This window comes from Amphibacillus sediminis NBRC 103570 (assembly GCF_001552275.1).
Lineage (GTDB): Bacteria > Bacillota > Bacilli > Bacillales > Amphibacillaceae > Amphibacillus_B > Amphibacillus_B sediminis.
In genome coordinates this window covers 237,564-253,853 of sequence record NZ_BCQW01000003.1, presented here as the reverse complement: position 1 = coordinate 253,853, position 16,290 = coordinate 237,564, and the positions used below count along the sequence as shown (strand labels likewise).

Annotated in this window: 14 protein-coding genes; 13 read left to right on the top strand and 1 reads right to left on the bottom strand. The window is 38.3% G+C overall.

The window, feature by feature from the left end; genetic code table 11:
* Window positions 1–1,218: nucleotidyltransferase (locus ASE01S_RS04315; protein WP_067838879.1), on the bottom strand; the 1,218-nt coding region annotated here is incomplete at its 3' end.
* Window positions 1,219–1,368: 150 nt separating this feature from the next.
* Between ASE01S_RS04315 and ASE01S_RS04310 the strand changes: the two genes are divergently transcribed.
* The 13 genes from ASE01S_RS04310 to ASE01S_RS04250 all read left to right on the top strand — a co-directional run bounded on the left by ASE01S_RS04310 (window position 1,369) and on the right by ASE01S_RS04250 (window position 16,252).
* A complete protein-coding gene (locus ASE01S_RS04310) occupies window positions 1,369–1,893 on the top strand; it encodes a YceD family protein (protein ID WP_067838877.1) in 525 nt (174 codons plus the stop codon).
* Between the two features lie 76 nt (window positions 1,894–1,969).
* Window positions 1,970–2,143, top strand: a complete 174-nt coding sequence (rpmF, locus tag ASE01S_RS04305) for a 50S ribosomal protein L32 (RefSeq protein WP_067838873.1) — start codon at window positions 1,970–1,972, stop codon at window positions 2,141–2,143.
* Between the two features lie 336 nt (window positions 2,144–2,479).
* Window positions 2,480–2,941, top strand: coding sequence for a hypothetical protein (locus ASE01S_RS04300; protein WP_067838870.1), 462 nt, complete (start codon window positions 2,480–2,482; stop codon window positions 2,939–2,941).
* Window positions 2,942–3,123: 182 nt separating this feature from the next.
* Complete coding sequence (locus tag ASE01S_RS04295; protein ID WP_067838867.1) at window positions 3,124–3,999, top strand: ketopantoate reductase family protein; 876 nt, start codon at window positions 3,124–3,126, stop codon at window positions 3,997–3,999.
* Window positions 3,996–4,376 carry a DUF3397 family protein gene (locus tag ASE01S_RS04290; protein ID WP_067838864.1) on the top strand — a complete coding sequence of 127 codons (381 nt, stop codon included), beginning with the start codon at window positions 3,996–3,998 and terminating at the stop codon, window positions 4,374–4,376. The genes ASE01S_RS04295 and ASE01S_RS04290 overlap by 4 nt, the downstream gene beginning before the upstream one ends.
* Window positions 4,377–4,436: 60 nt before the next feature.
* Window positions 4,437–6,062 (top strand): bacillithiol biosynthesis cysteine-adding enzyme BshC, encoded by a 1,626-nt coding sequence (gene bshC, locus ASE01S_RS04285; protein WP_067838861.1) that lies wholly within the window; start codon window positions 4,437–4,439, stop codon window positions 6,060–6,062.
* A 519-nt stretch (window positions 6,063–6,581) separates the two neighbouring features.
* On the top strand, window positions 6,582–7,013 hold the full coding sequence (gene mraZ, locus ASE01S_RS04280) for a division/cell wall cluster transcriptional repressor MraZ (protein ID WP_067838858.1): 432 nt from the start codon (window positions 6,582–6,584) through the stop codon (window positions 7,011–7,013).
* A gap of 23 nt (window positions 7,014–7,036) precedes the next feature.
* Window positions 7,037–8,014 (top strand): 16S rRNA (cytosine(1402)-N(4))-methyltransferase RsmH, encoded by a 978-nt coding sequence (rsmH, locus tag ASE01S_RS04275; RefSeq protein ID WP_067838855.1) that lies wholly within the window; start codon window positions 7,037–7,039, stop codon window positions 8,012–8,014.
* A complete protein-coding gene (ftsL, locus tag ASE01S_RS04270; RefSeq protein ID WP_067838852.1) occupies window positions 8,011–8,397 on the top strand; it encodes a cell division protein FtsL in 387 nt (128 codons plus the stop codon). The genes rsmH and ftsL overlap by 4 nt, the downstream gene beginning before the upstream one ends.
* 21 nt (window positions 8,398–8,418) lie before the next feature.
* Entirely contained in the window at window positions 8,419–10,566 is a 2,148-nt protein-coding gene (locus ASE01S_RS04265) for a penicillin-binding transpeptidase domain-containing protein (RefSeq protein ID WP_067838849.1), read from the top strand.
* Between the two features lie 91 nt (window positions 10,567–10,657).
* Window positions 10,658–12,592, top strand: a complete 1,935-nt coding sequence (locus tag ASE01S_RS04260) for a stage V sporulation protein D (RefSeq protein ID WP_067838846.1) — start codon at window positions 10,658–10,660, stop codon at window positions 12,590–12,592.
* An 814-nt stretch (window positions 12,593–13,406) separates the two neighbouring features.
* Window positions 13,407–14,876, top strand: coding sequence for a UDP-N-acetylmuramoyl-L-alanyl-D-glutamate--2,6-diaminopimelate ligase (locus ASE01S_RS04255; RefSeq protein WP_067838843.1), 1,470 nt, complete (start codon window positions 13,407–13,409; stop codon window positions 14,874–14,876).
* Between the two features lie 32 nt (window positions 14,877–14,908).
* On the top strand, window positions 14,909–16,252 hold the full coding sequence (locus ASE01S_RS04250; protein ID WP_067838841.1) for a UDP-N-acetylmuramoyl-tripeptide--D-alanyl-D-alanine ligase: 1,344 nt from the start codon (window positions 14,909–14,911) through the stop codon (window positions 16,250–16,252).
* The last annotated feature ends 38 nt before the right edge of the window (window positions 16,253–16,290 follow it).

The window sequence follows — 16,290 nt, the reverse complement described above, 5'->3', positions numbered from 1 at the left end:
TTTGATATAAGGTGGTGCAAATTCTTGCTGTTTAAGCTGAGCTTGGCTTTCTTTAGCTAGTGGTAAATAGTATAAATTTGATGCGAGTTCATCGATTTGTAATAATTGAGTTTGATCCTGCTTTAATTGGCTTATGATTTTGAACGATCGTTCTTTTTTTGTATGATTAAGATAAGCTTGTCCTAATTGGCTCATCCCTAATAGACGTATACGATCAACAGCTTTTTGCTTAGTCAACGCACGAATAGCTTGCTGCACCATTCGCTCTGATATATTTAATAAAATATGTGTAAACAAGCGTTGGATGCGTGTTTTGGTGTAACGTTTAGTCAGAACTTGAGCCAAGAAGCTTGGAAAGTCGTTTGCAGATGATACTTTATCTTTAAGTCGATATTCTAATCCTTCGGTCATACCATGGATTTGCTGTAACTGGTCATAAGAATCTGAAAGTAGCCGATACTTAAGGTAAGGGAAATAATCATCCCAGTGATGTAAAAGTCCAGCTTGATTTGCATATGCTTTAAGTAAATCAAAGCTTAATCGAGGCATGGCTAGCATTTTATAATCCGTGTTGGTTAAATCACTTAAAGCTTTTAATCGGATACTTGTGGCACTTGCTACTGGTTGAGTTAAATGCTCCTGATGATAATCAGCTTGGATGCGTTGGATTGTATCTAGCTTGATCTGCGGATTGATTTGAGCTTGGGCTTTAACATAGCTTAATCCAAGTATGTTATTAGGCTGGTGAAGATCAAGATCAGTATCGCTGATCAATGTCTGCATCGCCTCTAAATAGGCTTTTGGATAGCTGTTACCAGCTGCTAGTTCCTGTTTTAATTGAGCTTCAATTATTTTCTGGTTGGCTTTGATTTGGTTCGCAGCGTGATAAAATGGAGTGATATCACCTATTTCACTACCAAACACAATATGATCGACGTCAAGCTGATTGAGGATGGAGACTGCCCCAAAACCAAATAAGTCACTATGCTGTATCGCGAACAGTGTGGGTAACTCGAAAACAAGGTCAACCCCATGCTCAATTGCCATTCTTGCTCGAGTGAATTTGTCAACAATCGCTGGTTCGCCTCTCTGAAGAAAGTGACCACTCATGACAGCTATAACAACGTCAGCATTTGACTTGAGCTTTGCCTGTTCGATATGATAGAGATGCCCATTATGAAATGGGTTATATTCAACAATTAGACCAACAGCTCTCATATCATTCACTCCTATCCTCATGATTGTAACATGTTTACTAAAATTACGCATGTGGCTAGGTGATGAAAAACATGGCTGCTGTAAAGAAAAAATATTGACAAATTGCAGAATACATTTTACAATAAATTTTGTGCTTTCGAGGTGATAGACATGAATATTTCGATTCAAAAGATTCTTCAAACAGATTTATTTTCTTTCGAAGGTAAGGTTGATCTTTCTGAGCTTGCGTCATTACCGAATAATGACATTAGGGAGATCGGCACGGTATCCGTAAGTGGGACGGCATCCTCTCAGAGCAAAACAATTACCTGTCAGTTCCAGATAGAGGGGACAATGATTTTGCCTTGCGCACGCACGTTAGTGGATGTTGCTTATCCTTTTAAAATAGAGGCTGTAGAATTATTTTCTATTGACCCTTATTATAAAGAAGAAGATGAGTCAGAAATTCATCCTGTAGACGGAGAAATACTTGACTTAGATCCTTTTATCAAGGAAAATGTATTACTAGAGGTTCCATTTCGTGTTTACGCAAATACGGAAGAAATGGAAGCAAACGCATTATCTGCGGGCAAGGGCTGGACGGTTATCTCAGAAGATCAACAGGAGAAACGTATTGATCCTCGCTTGGAGAAATTACAGTCACTATTAAATGATGATAAAAATGAAAATCAATAAGGATTAGTGTAATTCATCACTTCCTATTCCTGTAGTTAAGGAGATTTTCGTTTCGGAAGTGAAGGAGGTGTAAGACATGGCAGTACCTAAAAGAAGAACATCTAAAAAAGTAAAAAACCAACGACGTACACATAAAAAATTGCATGTACCAGGCCTAGTTGCTTGTTCAAATTGTGGAGAGCTTACAAAACCTCATCATGTTTGTAAAGCATGTGGACATTATGATGGAAAGCAAGTTGTTGAAGCTTAATTGTATAGGACTTAATAGGGAAATACCAGCTTAGTTATGCTGGTATTTTTTTATGCTAGCATTAGTTAAGATGATGCTTGCTAGTATAGGGGAATTTGGAGGGCTATGGCATAAAAGTAAGCTAGAAATTGGATGAATGAAGAAGGAGCATCTTTATGCTAGCTACGAGGAGAGTTCTGAAGTACGTAATCAAAAGTATTTAACTTCATCTAGTATACCGAGGACTTAATGATTCGAAAGATTTACACGCTAGGACTAATTTTTTTAGTGTCTTATTCTATCAGTATGATAATTTGCATATAGTTATAGCAAATAGAATAAGAAGGAGCGTAAGATATGAGCACAAATAGACAAGATGCTTGGACGTTAGAAGAAGATCAGCTACTTGCTGATACCGTTCTCGGCTATATTAAAAGCGGCCGGACCCAACTCGAAAGCTTTAAAGATGTGGCTAAACAGCTAAATCGAACTCCGGCAGCCTGTGGTTTTAGATGGAATGCAACCATTCGGAAGCTACACGAAGACGCTATTGAGCAGGCTAAAAAAGAAAGAAAAAAATTGAACCAACCTGCTACTCAACTTAACCAAATAAATCACGATGCATTTACATTAGAACAAGCCATTCAATGGTTAGAAAAAGTAAAAGGTGAATTAATTGAAGATGGACGTGATAAAAAAACATTACTTTACGATAAAATTGTGAAGGAGAATGAGCGGTTAAACGATGAATTAATTATTTATCAGAAATTATTTGATCAAATTGCTTCATTAATGAATGAAGTTAAACAGTTCCAATAGATCTAGTGAGACTAGCGAGGCTCTTTTGTCCTAACTAGTCTTTTTTTGTGGCTATAAACGCGTACTTGATTGTCAATTAGGCACGAATAGATAAAGAATAGAATTAATTTTGACGAAATGGCTCACATGGTATATGCTGATGAATGTTAATAATTTATGCACAAGCGATGAGGTGTAAACTTATGAACATTGGTATTGTTGGAGGTGGCTCAATTGGGTTATTATCAGCTGCCTTATTATCGACTCATCATAATGTAACCTTATATCTGCGTGACGAGGAACAATGTGAGTCTATTAAAGCTAATCACGGCATTACCTATCTTCCGGATAATCGTCACTGCTTAGTTCGTGCAAAGCTAATAAAAGAATTAGAAAATGCTGATGTTTTTTTATTGACTGTTAAATCATATCAATTAGTTGACGTATTAGAGGAATTAAGGGACAAGCCTTGGCCGATTGTATTTATGCAAAATGGTATGGGACATTTGGATTTAATCGAGCAATATCAATTAAAACAACCTATCTTTCTAGCTACATGTGAACACGGGGGGCGTAGGGAAGATTATGTTTCTGTAACACATACTGGTTATGGTCAGGTTAACCTGTCGCCATATCGATTGGTTACCCCCCATTTAGTTAAACGAATGCGTATGCTTGCATCAGAGCTATTCCCAATTAATTGGTTAGACGATGCTGAATGTTTATTGAAGGAGAAGCTAGTTATTAACGCGGTTATTAACCCAATTACCGCTATACATCATGTTCAAAATGGAGCGATATTGTCAAATCAAACTCTTTATCAAGAAGCAAAAGCACTCACTTACGAAGTTGCTAGTGCTTTAAAAATGGACCCGAAGCTACAATGGGGACGTGTAAAGAAAATTGCACATCAAACAGCGGCCAATGATTCATCAATGAAAGTAGATTTAGAATCAGGGCGATTGACAGAAGTTGATAGCATCCTAGGTTACTTTATTCAACATGCTGGGGAGTCAATCCCGATGATTAGAAAATATTATGCTCAAATTAAAGAGAGGGAAGTTGGAGGGGTTAAATGATCCAGATTTTGACCTATTTATTGGCTGTCAGTGTAACTTTTCCGATTATTGTCACCCTGATTATTTATGGCGTTAGAAAAATGATAACTGGGAATAATAAGCGCGCTATTCATGAAAGTATGCAATTTTCTGCCATTTTCTACTTAATATTATTTTTTATCATGTTTGAGCAAACCTTTCATTTTTCTATTATTGGTCCAGTTACACTTGTATTATTAATTGTTTTTTTGATATTAATCATTTTTCAATGGAAATTAGTTGGTGATATTTTAATTAGACGAGTTTGCCAATTATATTGGCGTGCGCTTTTTTTAATTCTTTTTTTTATAAATCTTATTGTTGGGACTATTGCGATTGTGCTGAAGCTAAATAGTTAATTTATTGGGTGAAATCATGTAAAATATCGATAGTGCAGCATGGTTAAGGGAGTAGGTTATATGGAATTAGAAGCATTAACAGTGGCAATGGATCCACTTATTCAAGATTATCTCAATCAAAAAGATTCTTTAATGGAACACTTTGATTATAATCCCTATCAAGACAATATATTTAAGGATCGATTAGCAGATCTTCAAAAGCAAACCTATCAGCGTTCTGAATTGGTACGTGTGCTAAAACAACAGTATCGTAAATGGGGAAATCACCCATCAGTTCTATCTAATATTGAACGCTTGGCTGATTCGAATAGTGTTGTTGTCATTGGAGGTCAGCAAGCAGGATTGTTAACTGGCCCTCTCTATACGATTCATAAAATGATCTCGATTATAGTATGTGCACGGCAACAAGAAAGAAACTTGCAGGTTCCTGTCATTCCCGTCTTTTGGATCGCCGGTGAGGATCATGATTTTGCTGAAATAAATCACATTTATCGAAATCAAGAACACCAGTTAGATAAGTATGCAGTTAAACAGTTTATAGCTAAAAAAACACCAATCTCTGATATCGCCTTAGAGCGTTCTCAAATTAAGGTTTGGTTAGCTGATATTTTTAAAGGTTTTCAAGAGACAGGCTATACACATGAGCTTTATCACAAATTAATTGGCTTACTCGACCGAGCGGATACCTTTGTCGATTATTTTGCCTCTATTACTGACTGGCTGCTCGGTAAGTATGGTTTGGTCATGGTCGATTCTGGTGATAAATCTTTAAGAGAAATTGAGGTCGATTACTTCTCAACCATGATTAGGAAGCGACCTGAGCTTGCAAATAAGGTTTTCAAGCAATGGCGTAACTTAACAGCGAAAGGCTATTCCATACCTCTAGATCTGCAACCGACAGATGGGCACTTATTTTATCTTCATAAAAATGAACGGACTTTACTGGAGTCTACTGAAGCAGATACATGGGTTGGCAAGGATCTAAGCTGTCAATTTAATACCAGTGAATTACTAAGGTTAGTTAAGTCTAACCCTGATCGATTTAGCAATAATGTTATCACACGTCCACTAATGCAAGAATTACTGTTTCCGACACTTGCTTTTTTGGCAGGGCCTGGGGAAATAGCCTATTGGTCTGTTTTACAGCCGGCATTTCATATTTTAGACTTAAAGGTCCCGCCAATTTTACCGAGACTATCCTTTACTTTACTCGATCGATATACAGCTAAACAGTTAGAGCAATTAGACTATGAGGCTGTAGATGTGATCAATCATGGAGTCGAACATGATAAGGTTCGATATCTAACTGAACAATTGCAACCGCCATTAACCACGTTAATTGAGCAAATAAAGTCTTCTGTTTCTGTTATTCATCAACCCCTAAGAGAAATAGCTTCAAGCTTAGGAGGAGATTTAGAGCAGATGGCTGAGAAGAACCAAGACTTAATTAATGAACAGATTCATTTCATGGCACGTGCAATTGAAAAGCGAATCAAGGACCAGCATAAGCATCAGTTGAATAAGTATGATCATATTCAAAAAATGCTTGCACCGTATCATAATTGGCAAGAACGGTATTGGAATGTCATCTTCTTTATTAATGAAAATGGCTTTGAATGGTTAGATACTTTGATTGAGACAGATTTTATCTTTTCAAACAAACTTCATTATCTGGTAAAGTTTTAACCCACTTTGCTCCACCCTTCTATTTAAGCGTGTAGTGTATTGTCACTATACGCTTTTTTTATCGCAGTGTAACTGGATGGGGCTGCGATTACTCGCCCCATCAAAGGGCTTTTGTAAGACTCCTGCTTCAAGAAAATAAAGGCACACGTCATGTCTAAGTGGGAGATCCCAGCTAGTTACGGCCCGATTGGTTCAGCTAACGTTCAGTGGGGGAAAGAGGAAGCTGACTAAGCTCGCGACGTCATGTCGCAACGTCTGCACGAGCACATCCTATGCATCGAACCCCTCATTGAACGAAGTTTCACTTTATCTTCCTACATCCGTTATTTAATTCTTCTGTTGGTGAAATTTTCAAAAAATATCATAAACAAAACAAAATACTAGCACGATAAATTGCTATTTGTTAAAAAATAAGGCGAACATATGTACTATTTTCCATTTTTTCTAGCAATAATCCATAAAAGTGTGGTGGGAAGTGGAGCGATGTGGTAAACTAGTAATCAAAGGTGGGCGATTATTATGTTTATGGGTGAATACAAACATAATATTGATGCTAAAGGTCGGATGATTGTACCGGCTAAATTTCGTGATGAATTAGGCGAGAGCTTTGTTGTAACACGTGGTTTAGATCAATGTTTATTTGTATACCCTATGGCAGAATGGCGCATCCTTGAAGAGAAGATTAAAAAGCTTCCTTTAACTAAAAAAGATGCACGAGCCTTCACTCGTTTTTTCTTTTCAGGAGCCGTTGAATGTGAAATTGATAAGCAAGGTCGGATCAATTTACCTGCTCCACTTCGGCAATATGCTGATTTAGAGAAGGAGTGTGCGGTTATTGGTGTATCGAATCGAGTTGAAATATGGTCTGAGCACGTTTGGAATAGTTATGTAAATGATTCAGAGGCGTCTTTTGCTGAGATCGCCGAAAATATGATGGAAATTGATTTATAAGGGTTCTAAAGAAAGGTGATCGTATGTTTGAGCATGATAGTGTATTGCAAGATGAAACGATTAAGGGATTAAAAATTAATCCTAATGGTATCTATGTAGATGGAACTTTAGGAGCTGGTGGTCATTCAGAACAAATTGTTAAACAGCTGACCAACGGTCACCTAATCGTATTTGATCAGGATGAGCAGGCTATACGTGCAGCTAAGCAACGACTTGCAAATTATCAGGATAAGATCACCTTTGTTCACTCGAATTTTAGATATATTCAAACGGTTTTAATGGAGAAAGGTTTTAATTACATTGATGGTTTTTTATTTGACTTAGGTGTTTCTTCACCTCAATTGGACCATAAAGAAAGAGGCTTTAGTTATCAGCAGGATGCAAAGCTTGATATGAGAATGGATCAAACCCAAGCACTGTCCGCATATGAAGTGGTTAACAGTTGGTCCTACGAAGAGTTGGTTAGGATTTTCTTTAAATTTGGTGAGGAAAAGTTTTCAAAGCAAATTGCAAGGAAGATAGAATCTGCACGAGCACAAGCGCCAATTAAAACGACGTTTGAGCTTGTTGAAGTGATTAAGGAGGCTATACCGGCAGCCGCCAGGCGATCGGGTGGTCACCCAGCAAAGCGTATCTTTCAAGCGATCCGTATTGCTGTTAACGATGAACTAGCTGCTTTTTATGATGTCCTTCATCAGGCAGCAGAATTAGTTAACATCGGAGGTAGAATAGCAGTCATTACGTTTCATTCTTTGGAGGATCGCATTTGTAAACAAGCTTTTAAAAAGTGGAGTTCGTTACCGCCATTACCACGGAATATACCAATGGTACCTGAGCACAGTCAACCACCATTTAAATTAATTACTAAAAAGCCTATTATAGCTAATCAAGAAGAACTCGAGCGGAATCGCCGAGCTCGATCAGCCAAATTAAGAATTGTCGAAAAAGTTAAGAGATGGGATGAGCAATTTTTATATCAAGAAGGGCGGGATAAAGTATGAGATCAAACGAAGCAAGACAGTATTATACAGCGGCGGCACCAGCGCGGACAAGGCGTTCAGAACCAAGTCAACTTCCTAAGAAGCTAGTTAAAGTAAAAGTAAGGAGAATTACGCCTGGGGAGATTCTTTTAGGATCGTTTTTTGCTATTTTAGTTAGTGCATCTCTCATATACATGGTCGCCTTTAGTGCGAATATAGATACCCTGAATCGGGATTTACAAAGACTGGATCAAGAGGTATCTGAGCAACAAACGGTGAATGAAAATTTAAGGCATCAAAAAAAGGAATACAGTAATCCTGAGCGCATTTTGGAAATTGCTAAAAAGCATGGCTTGAATATTCAAAATACAAAAGTTAAACAAGCATCTCAAATCGCTAATTAACAGTAAAGAGGGGGGAGGCATGTGAAAAATAAAAAGACGTCAAAATGGTCGGTAAATCTATTCTTCATCCTCTTTGCTGCTATGTTAATCACACTTTCAGGGCGATTTATTTACATACAAGCAACCGGTGAAGTACAAGGTGTCAATTTGAATGAATGGGCAGAACGCCAAAGATCAAATCACACTGAGCTGCCTGCTCGAAGGGGTTATATTTACGACCGAAATGGAATGGAGCTGGCACAAGATATCACCGTTTACCGCCTGTATGCCATTATTAGTGAAGCTTATTCACCCAACCCGGAAAAACGACTCAATCATGTGGCAGATCATGAGTTAACTGCTGAACAATTAGCTCCGATTTTGGAAATGGAAACCTCTGAGATTGTAGACATCTTTCAACGTGGGGTTGAAAATGATCAGTTTCAAGTTGAATTTGGACGTGAAGGGAGTCAGCTATCACGTGAACAGAAGCTTGCCATTGAAGAATTAGAGCTTCCTGGTATTCATTTTATTGAAGAAGCCAAACGTTATTACCCAAATGGCATTTTTGCTTCACAAATTATTGGCTTAGCACAAACGGATGATAACCAGGTAATTACAGGTATTACTGGTATTGAAGCTCAGTTTGATGATTTATTGCAAGGCCATGATGGCAAAATTACATTTCAGCGTGATTCGTATAATACCCGTCTATTAGACGCAAAAGAGGTTATTGAACAAAAGCATGATGGCTTTGATGTAAATTTAACTATCGATCAGAAAATTCAGACGATATTGGAAGATGCGATGAGCCAAGTAGAAGATCAGTATCAACCTGAACGGATAACGGCTACTGTCGTTAATCCTAAAACAGGTGAGATTCTTGCTATGAGTAATCGACCAAGCTATGATCCAAATCATATCGGTGATGTCGATAACTGGTTTAATGATGTGGTGTCAACACCAATTGAGCCAGGCTCTACGATGAAGATATTTACCCTTGCTGCAGCGATTGAAGAAGGGGTCTATAATCCTAAGGAGAAATTCCGTTCGGGTTCTTACAAGATTGATCAAATTGATCGACCCGTTACCGACTATAATCAATCTTGGGGAGAAATTAGCTTTGAAGAAGGATTTCAACGTTCATCAAATGTGGGCGTTTCAAAACTAGTTTGGGAAAAGATAGGAGTTAATCGCTTTTTAGATTATTTAAATGCCTTTCACTTCGACCGGACAACTGGGATAGACCTACCACGAGAGCAAGCTGGTACGATCTTATATCGTTACCCAATAGAACAGTTAACAGCTTCATATGGACAAGGGACTACGGTAACACCGATTCAATTAATTCAAGCAGCAACAGCGATTGCAAATGATGGTCAAATGATGAAACCATATATTATTCAAAAAATAACTGATCCCAATACTGGACAAGTCGTACAACAAACTGAACCAGAAGTAGTAGGTCAGCCAGTATCTAAAGAAACGGCTAATCAAGTGTTAGCAGCAATGGAATCTGTGATAACTTCTGACTATGGAACAGGAAGAAACATCTATAATTTAGAGTCTTATTCAGTGGCTGGAAAAACAGGTACGGCTCAAATTTCAAGTTCAGCTGGTGGTTACCTTGAAGGTCATGAAAATTATATCTTTTCTTTTTTAGGCATGGCTCCTAGTGATGACCCACAATTATTGATCTATATCACTGTAAAACAACCGGAAATTACTAAAGATCAATCAGGATCTGAACCTGTTTCTTTTATTTTTAAACATGTTATGGAGAACAGTCTTCATTATTTGAATATCCAGCCTGATAAAGAACATGAAGAAACAGTTGAAAAATTGACCATGCCAGAATGGGAGCAAGCGGAAATTGATGAGATACGCCAGCATTTTGAAGAAGCGGGTTTCAAGCCAAAGATTGTCGGGAATGGTAATCGCATTATTAATGCTAATATTGAACCTGGAGAAGATGTCTTATCAACACAGCATATCTTACTGATAACAGATGAACCAACGATGCCTGATTTAACCAATTGGTCCCTGCGTAATGTAATTGAGCTGGCAAATTTAACTGAGCTAGATTTGGAGGTTATTGGATCAGGTTATCTGATTCATCAAAGTATTGAACCAGGAGAAGCAATCGAACCAGGTCGTTACCTATTAAGTGAATTTTCAACAGAACAATAGGATTTAAATGCTTATAAGACAGTGTACTATTTAAGAAAGCTTGTCATATATTAGATACAACTATTGCTTTTTAATTCGTGAGGTGTTAAGCATGAAGCATGTATCACATATGACAATCCGAAAACGAATAGTTACTGTCTTTTCTTTTGCACTGCTAATATTCTTAATCATTGTAGGAAGATTAGCATACGTACAATTTATAAAGGGGCCGTCATTAACTGCACAGGCTGAAACGTCATGGAGTCGGGATATAAAGTTTGAGGCAGAGCGTGGGCGCATATTAGACCGAAATGGTGAAGTGTTAGTTGATAATGTCTCAGCACCAACTGTTATGCTCGTCCCACGGCAAGTCGAGGATAAAGAGTTGACAGCACAGAAACTGGCAGATATTTTAGCTATTGATGTAGAGACCATGCTAGCCTATATCGAACGTGAGGCAAATATTGTTCGTTTCGTCGAAGGAAGGAAGCTGTCAGAGGAACAAGCGAGTATGATTCAAGCTTTAGCTTTGCCTGGTGTTTACCTTGCAGAGGATTCCAAAAGATATTACCCGAACGGTTCTATGCTGGCACATGTCCTTGGTTTTAGTGGAATAGATAACCAAGGTTTAACTGGACTTGAGCTAGCCCATGATGGGCGTCTCAGTGGTGAAGCGGGTCGTTTATCATTTTTCTCGGATGCTAAGGGGCGACGATTACCTGATTTAACTGATACCTACGAGGCTCCGGTAGACGGTTTAGATCTTAAATTGACGATTGATTTAGATATACAAGCTATAATGGAGCGAGAGCTTGATATTGCAGAGGCAACCTATCAACCTGATGGTGCTTGGGGAATAGCAGTAAATCCTAATACAGGCGAGGTATTGGCAATGTCTTCTCGGCCAACCTTTGACCCCACTCATTATCAAGAAGTGGATGCTTCAGTTTATAATCGTAATTTGCCGATTTGGAGCACTTATGAGCCCGGTTCAACCTTTAAAATTATTACATTGGCCGCTGCACTTGAGGAAGGACTTGTTGACCTTGAAAACGATACCTATTATGATTCAGGTGTTATAGAAGTAGGTGGAGCTAAACTTCGTTGCTGGAAGCGTGGTGGTCATGGGTCGCAAACTTATCTAGAAGTTGTTCAAAATTCCTGTAACCCAGGTTTCGTCTCATTAGGTCAAGCATTAGGAAAGGAACGTTTATTCGATTATATTGATGGATTTGGCTTTGGTCAAAAAACGATGATTGATTTGGCCGGCGAAGCAAGTGGTATCCTCTTTGACCTTGATCAGGTAGGACCTGTCGAGTTAGGTACAACTTCATTCGGGCAAGGGGTCTCTGTAACTCCAATTCAACAGGTGATGGCTGTCTCAGCGGCTGTTAATGGGGGCTATTTATATCAGCCTTATGTTGTTAGCAGTTGGGTTGATCCGATCACAAATGAGGTTGTTGATCAGGTTGAGCCTCAGGAAAAAAGACAAGTTATTTCTGAAGAGACATCAGAGGAAGTGAGATACGCACTGGAATCAGTCGTTGCCCAAGGAACTGGTCGAGGAGCCTATGTTGAAGGTTACCGTGTAGGTGGGAAAACGGGAACAGCACAGAAAGTAGGAGCAAATGGCCGCTATTTAGAAAATAATCATATTGTTGCATTTATTGGCTTTGCTCCTGCAGATGATCCAGAGATCGTTGTGTATATGGCTATCGATAATCCTAAAAACACAGTTCAATTTGGAGGAGTAGTCGCTGCACCCATTGTCGGTAATGTCATTGAAGATAGTTTAAGAGCGATGGGGGTTGAACAAAGAGAAGGTGGATTAGAAAAAAAATATCAATGGCCTGAACAACCTTTAGTCGAAGTACCCGATCTGATTGGATTAAAACAAGAGGACTTAATTCAATATTTAACACAGCTATCTATAGAGACAGTTGGGGAGGGGGATTTTATTATTGAACAAGCACCTGCACCTGGCACAAAAGTTCCGGTAGGTGAAACAATCCGTCTGTTATTTGCTCCTGAAGAAGAAACTGAATAATTTGGGATATTTGGCGATTTTAATCATCGATTCGTTAAACTTCCATTCCAATTCTAATCTTAACTTTGTTCTCTGTGAATAATTACAAAATAATTTCCGGTTAAAATAGCTAAAACGAAAAAGTTCCTATCGAAGTGTAACTGGATGGGGCTGCGATTACTCGCCCTATCGAAGGGCTTTTGTAAGCCTCCCACTACAAGAAATAAGGGAACAGGTCATGTCTAAGTGGAAGATCCAACAGCTAGTAAGCCCGATTAGTTCAACTAACGTTCAGTGTGGCAGAGAGGAAGCTGACTAAGTTCGTGACATCGTGTCGCTACGTCTACACGAGCGTATCCTATATGTCTAAACCCCACTGAACGAAGTTTCACTTTATAGCCAGCCATAATGTCAATGGTATGACAGAATGGCTGGTTGATTTGTTACCTGAATTTATTCGTTTTCATTCTGGGGCTGCATCAATTAAAAAGAAGTCTTAAATTGGTTACCTTTATTATCAATAATTAATTTTAAAATAACCTTTAAAATGGTATAATCATTATGGTTTAATTTTATAAGAGGTTGAAGCACCTTAAGACACTCTAGAACCCGTCTTTGAGTGTCATCTTTTTTGCACATTAAGAACCGATAAAAATTTTTAGCAAGGAAGTCATAAGCATAAAAAAACGAGGACATTCACTAAAAGGTAAGCGAATGCGAGTTTTTTTAAGATTAAAAGAATTAAATTACCTAATGATCTTAATAGAAAATCATTGGCATATAAGGACAAAAATTTAGGAAAAGGATTATTACAGAATAAGTAGGTGAATGACGTATGAAGAGATTAAAAGAATTGTTAGAAGGTTTCCCTAATTATCGTTGTGAATCAATGGAACAGAATCCGATAATTAAAGGTATCACAGTCGATTCACGCCAAGTAGAAGCTGGCTTTTTATTTGTCTGTATTAAAGGTTATACGGTAGACGGTCATCATTATGTTAAGCAAGCACAAGACAATGGAGCAGCAGCCATTTTAGCTGAAGATCCCCTGGTAGATCTTAATATTCCGGTTGTTTATGTCAACGATACAAACCGAACGCTTAGCTATATTGTCAATCAATTTTATGATTTTCCATCTAATCAATTGCACTTAATTGGTGTGACAGGAACGAATGGCAAGACCTCTGTTACCTACTTGCTAGACGAGATGTTTAGAGCAGAACAACGGACAACAGCTGTTATTGGAACGATTCAAATGAAAATCGCTGATCAGGTCTATCCCACTGCCAATACGACTCCAGAGCCATCTTATCTTCATCAAGCTTTTCATCAGATGGTCAGTGTTGGGGTTGACCATTGTATGATGGAGGTTTCTTCCCACGCTCTTGATTTAGGACGTGTCAATGGGTGTGATTTTGATATTGCGATTTTTACAAATATTTCGCAAGATCATTTAGACTATCACGAGACAATGGAGGACTATATAAAAGCAAAGACGCGCTTATTTTACCAATTAGGTAATCGCTATGAGAAGAAAGCCAATAAATATGCCGTCATAAACAAAGATGATCCATATAGTGAGGTTTTTGCTCATGCAACGAGTCAACCTGTTATTACATATGGTTTAACAAATGATGCAGATGTCTATGCTACTGATATAAAACTTTCAGCAAACGGGACAGCATTCCGATTAAATTCCTTTAAAGGCCAAGTAGATATTCTAACCACATTAATGGGTACGTTTAATGTATACAATATTCTGGCTGCCGCAACAGCAGCTTTACTTGCTGGTGTTCCACTAGACAAGATTCAAGCTACACTTGAACAGACACGGGGTGTAAGAGGGCGATTTGAAGCAGTTAAAGGCGATCATGACTTTGGTGTCATTATTGATTATGCTCATACCCCAGACTCATTAGAAAATGTACTTTCTACAATTAAAGGTTTTGCTAAACAGAAGGTTTTTCTAGTTGTTGGCTGTGGTGGGGATCGAGATCGGACAAAACGACCATTAATGGCGGGTATTGGTGACAAATACGCGGATTACACGATTTTGACATCAGATAATCCCAGATCTGAAGACCCAATCGCAATTATTGCTGACATGGAAAAAGGCATGCAATCCACTCGCTATCATATTGAAGTTGATCGCGCTAAAGCTATCGAGCAAGCTATACAAATGGCACAAGCTGAAGATATTATTTTGATCGCGGGTAAAGGACATGAAACCTATCAAATTATTGGAAATGAGACGGTCGAATTTGATGATTACAAGGTTGCTGAACAAGCAATATCGAATAAGTAAGTGAGCTGGGTGAAAGAGAGAGGAGAATAAAGGTGTTATCATTTGCTTTTTTAGCAGAGCTATTTCCAGAGGTGACAGCTAAACCAACCGAAGATTTAAACCTCACGGGCGTTAGTACAGATACACGGTTAGCGATGAATGGAGCTCTTTTTGTCCCGATAAAAGGAGAACGTTTTGATGGCCATGACTATATTTTGCAAGCTAAAGCTCAAGGTGCAGTTGCTGCACTCTGGCAAAAGCAGCAACCGATTCCAGATACCATGGATAGATCTTTTCCGCTTTTTTTAGTTGAGGATACATTACTTGCGTTGCAGCAGCTAGCAAAGGCATATCGGAAATTGGTAAATCCTAAGGTCATAGCTATTACAGGCTCTAACGGAAAAACCACGACAAAAGATTTGGTTACAGCTGTTTGTAAACAAAAGTGGCGAACACATTTTACAAAAGGGAATTTAAATAATCATCTTGGCGTTCCGCTAACGATCTTATCGATGGAGTTGGATACTGAAGTTTTGATCTTAGAAATGGGGATGAATCATTTTAATGAAATTGATCTATTAACACAGTTGGCTAATCCGGACATTGCGATTATTACCAATATTGGTGAATCGCATATTGAGCACTTAGGTTCGCGAGAAGGGATTGCCCAAGCAAAGTTAGAAATTATAAATGGATTGTCAGAGAATGGATTATTAATTTATGATGGTGATGAACCATTACTGACAAAAGCTTTTGAGTGTCAAACGGTTTCGGTAGGTTACTCAGATTCTAATCAAGTAACCATTGATCAAGTCGAAATTGAAATGGCTCAAACCTCCTTTACGATAAAAGGAATAGCAAAACGTTTCGCTGTTCCTTTACTAGGTAAACATCATGCTAAGAATGCAAGCTATGCAATTGTTATAGGTCAGCAACTTAACTTAACCCTTAATCAAATAGCAAATGGATTACAAATGATTGAGACTACTGGGATGCGTTTTGAAAAAATTCAAGGTCAACATGGATCTATCCTGATAAATGATGCCTATAATGCTTCTCCCACTTCCATGCATGGAGCTATCGAAGTATTTAGCCAATTGAAGGGTTATCAACGAAAAATACTTGTTCTTGGAGATATGTTTGAATTAGGTAAGCATGCAGAAGCGTTTCACAGAGAAGTAGGTGCAGCGATTCCAGCCTCAATCGATTTAGTTTGTACTTACGGTGAATTGGCAAAGTATATTAGTCAGTATGCACCAATCCAAGCTAAACATTTTGAACATCACGATCAACTTATTGAATATTTACACTCATTATTAGCTAAACAAACGATCTTACTATTTAAAGCATCACGAGGTATGAAGTTCGAACGCTTTATTGCGGCATTAGCAGAATAAGTTTAACTTCATTCAGCAAAAGTCACCCACTTCGCGAA

Coding starts and splice junctions, on each gene's coding strand:
- ASE01S_RS04290 (WP_067838864.1), top strand. CDS start 3,996: ATGATCCAGATTTTGACCTATTTATTGGCTGTCAGTGTAACTTTTCCG.
- ASE01S_RS04260 (WP_067838846.1), top strand. CDS start 10,658: ATGAAGCATGTATCACATATGACAATCCGAAAACGAATAGTTACTGTC.
- rsmH (WP_067838855.1), top strand. CDS start 7,037: ATGTTTGAGCATGATAGTGTATTGCAAGATGAAACGATTAAGGGATTA.
- ASE01S_RS04310 (WP_067838877.1), top strand. CDS start 1,369: ATGAATATTTCGATTCAAAAGATTCTTCAAACAGATTTATTTTCTTTC.
- rpmF (WP_067838873.1), top strand. CDS start 1,970: ATGGCAGTACCTAAAAGAAGAACATCTAAAAAAGTAAAAAACCAACGA.
- ASE01S_RS04295 (WP_067838867.1), top strand. CDS start 3,124: ATGAACATTGGTATTGTTGGAGGTGGCTCAATTGGGTTATTATCAGCT.
- ASE01S_RS04255 (WP_067838843.1), top strand. CDS start 13,407: ATGAAGAGATTAAAAGAATTGTTAGAAGGTTTCCCTAATTATCGTTGT.
- ASE01S_RS04300 (WP_067838870.1), top strand. CDS start 2,480: ATGAGCACAAATAGACAAGATGCTTGGACGTTAGAAGAAGATCAGCTA.
- mraZ (WP_067838858.1), top strand. CDS start 6,582: ATGTTTATGGGTGAATACAAACATAATATTGATGCTAAAGGTCGGATG.
- bshC (WP_067838861.1), top strand. CDS start 4,437: ATGGAATTAGAAGCATTAACAGTGGCAATGGATCCACTTATTCAAGAT.
- ftsL (WP_067838852.1), top strand. CDS start 8,011: ATGAGATCAAACGAAGCAAGACAGTATTATACAGCGGCGGCACCAGCG.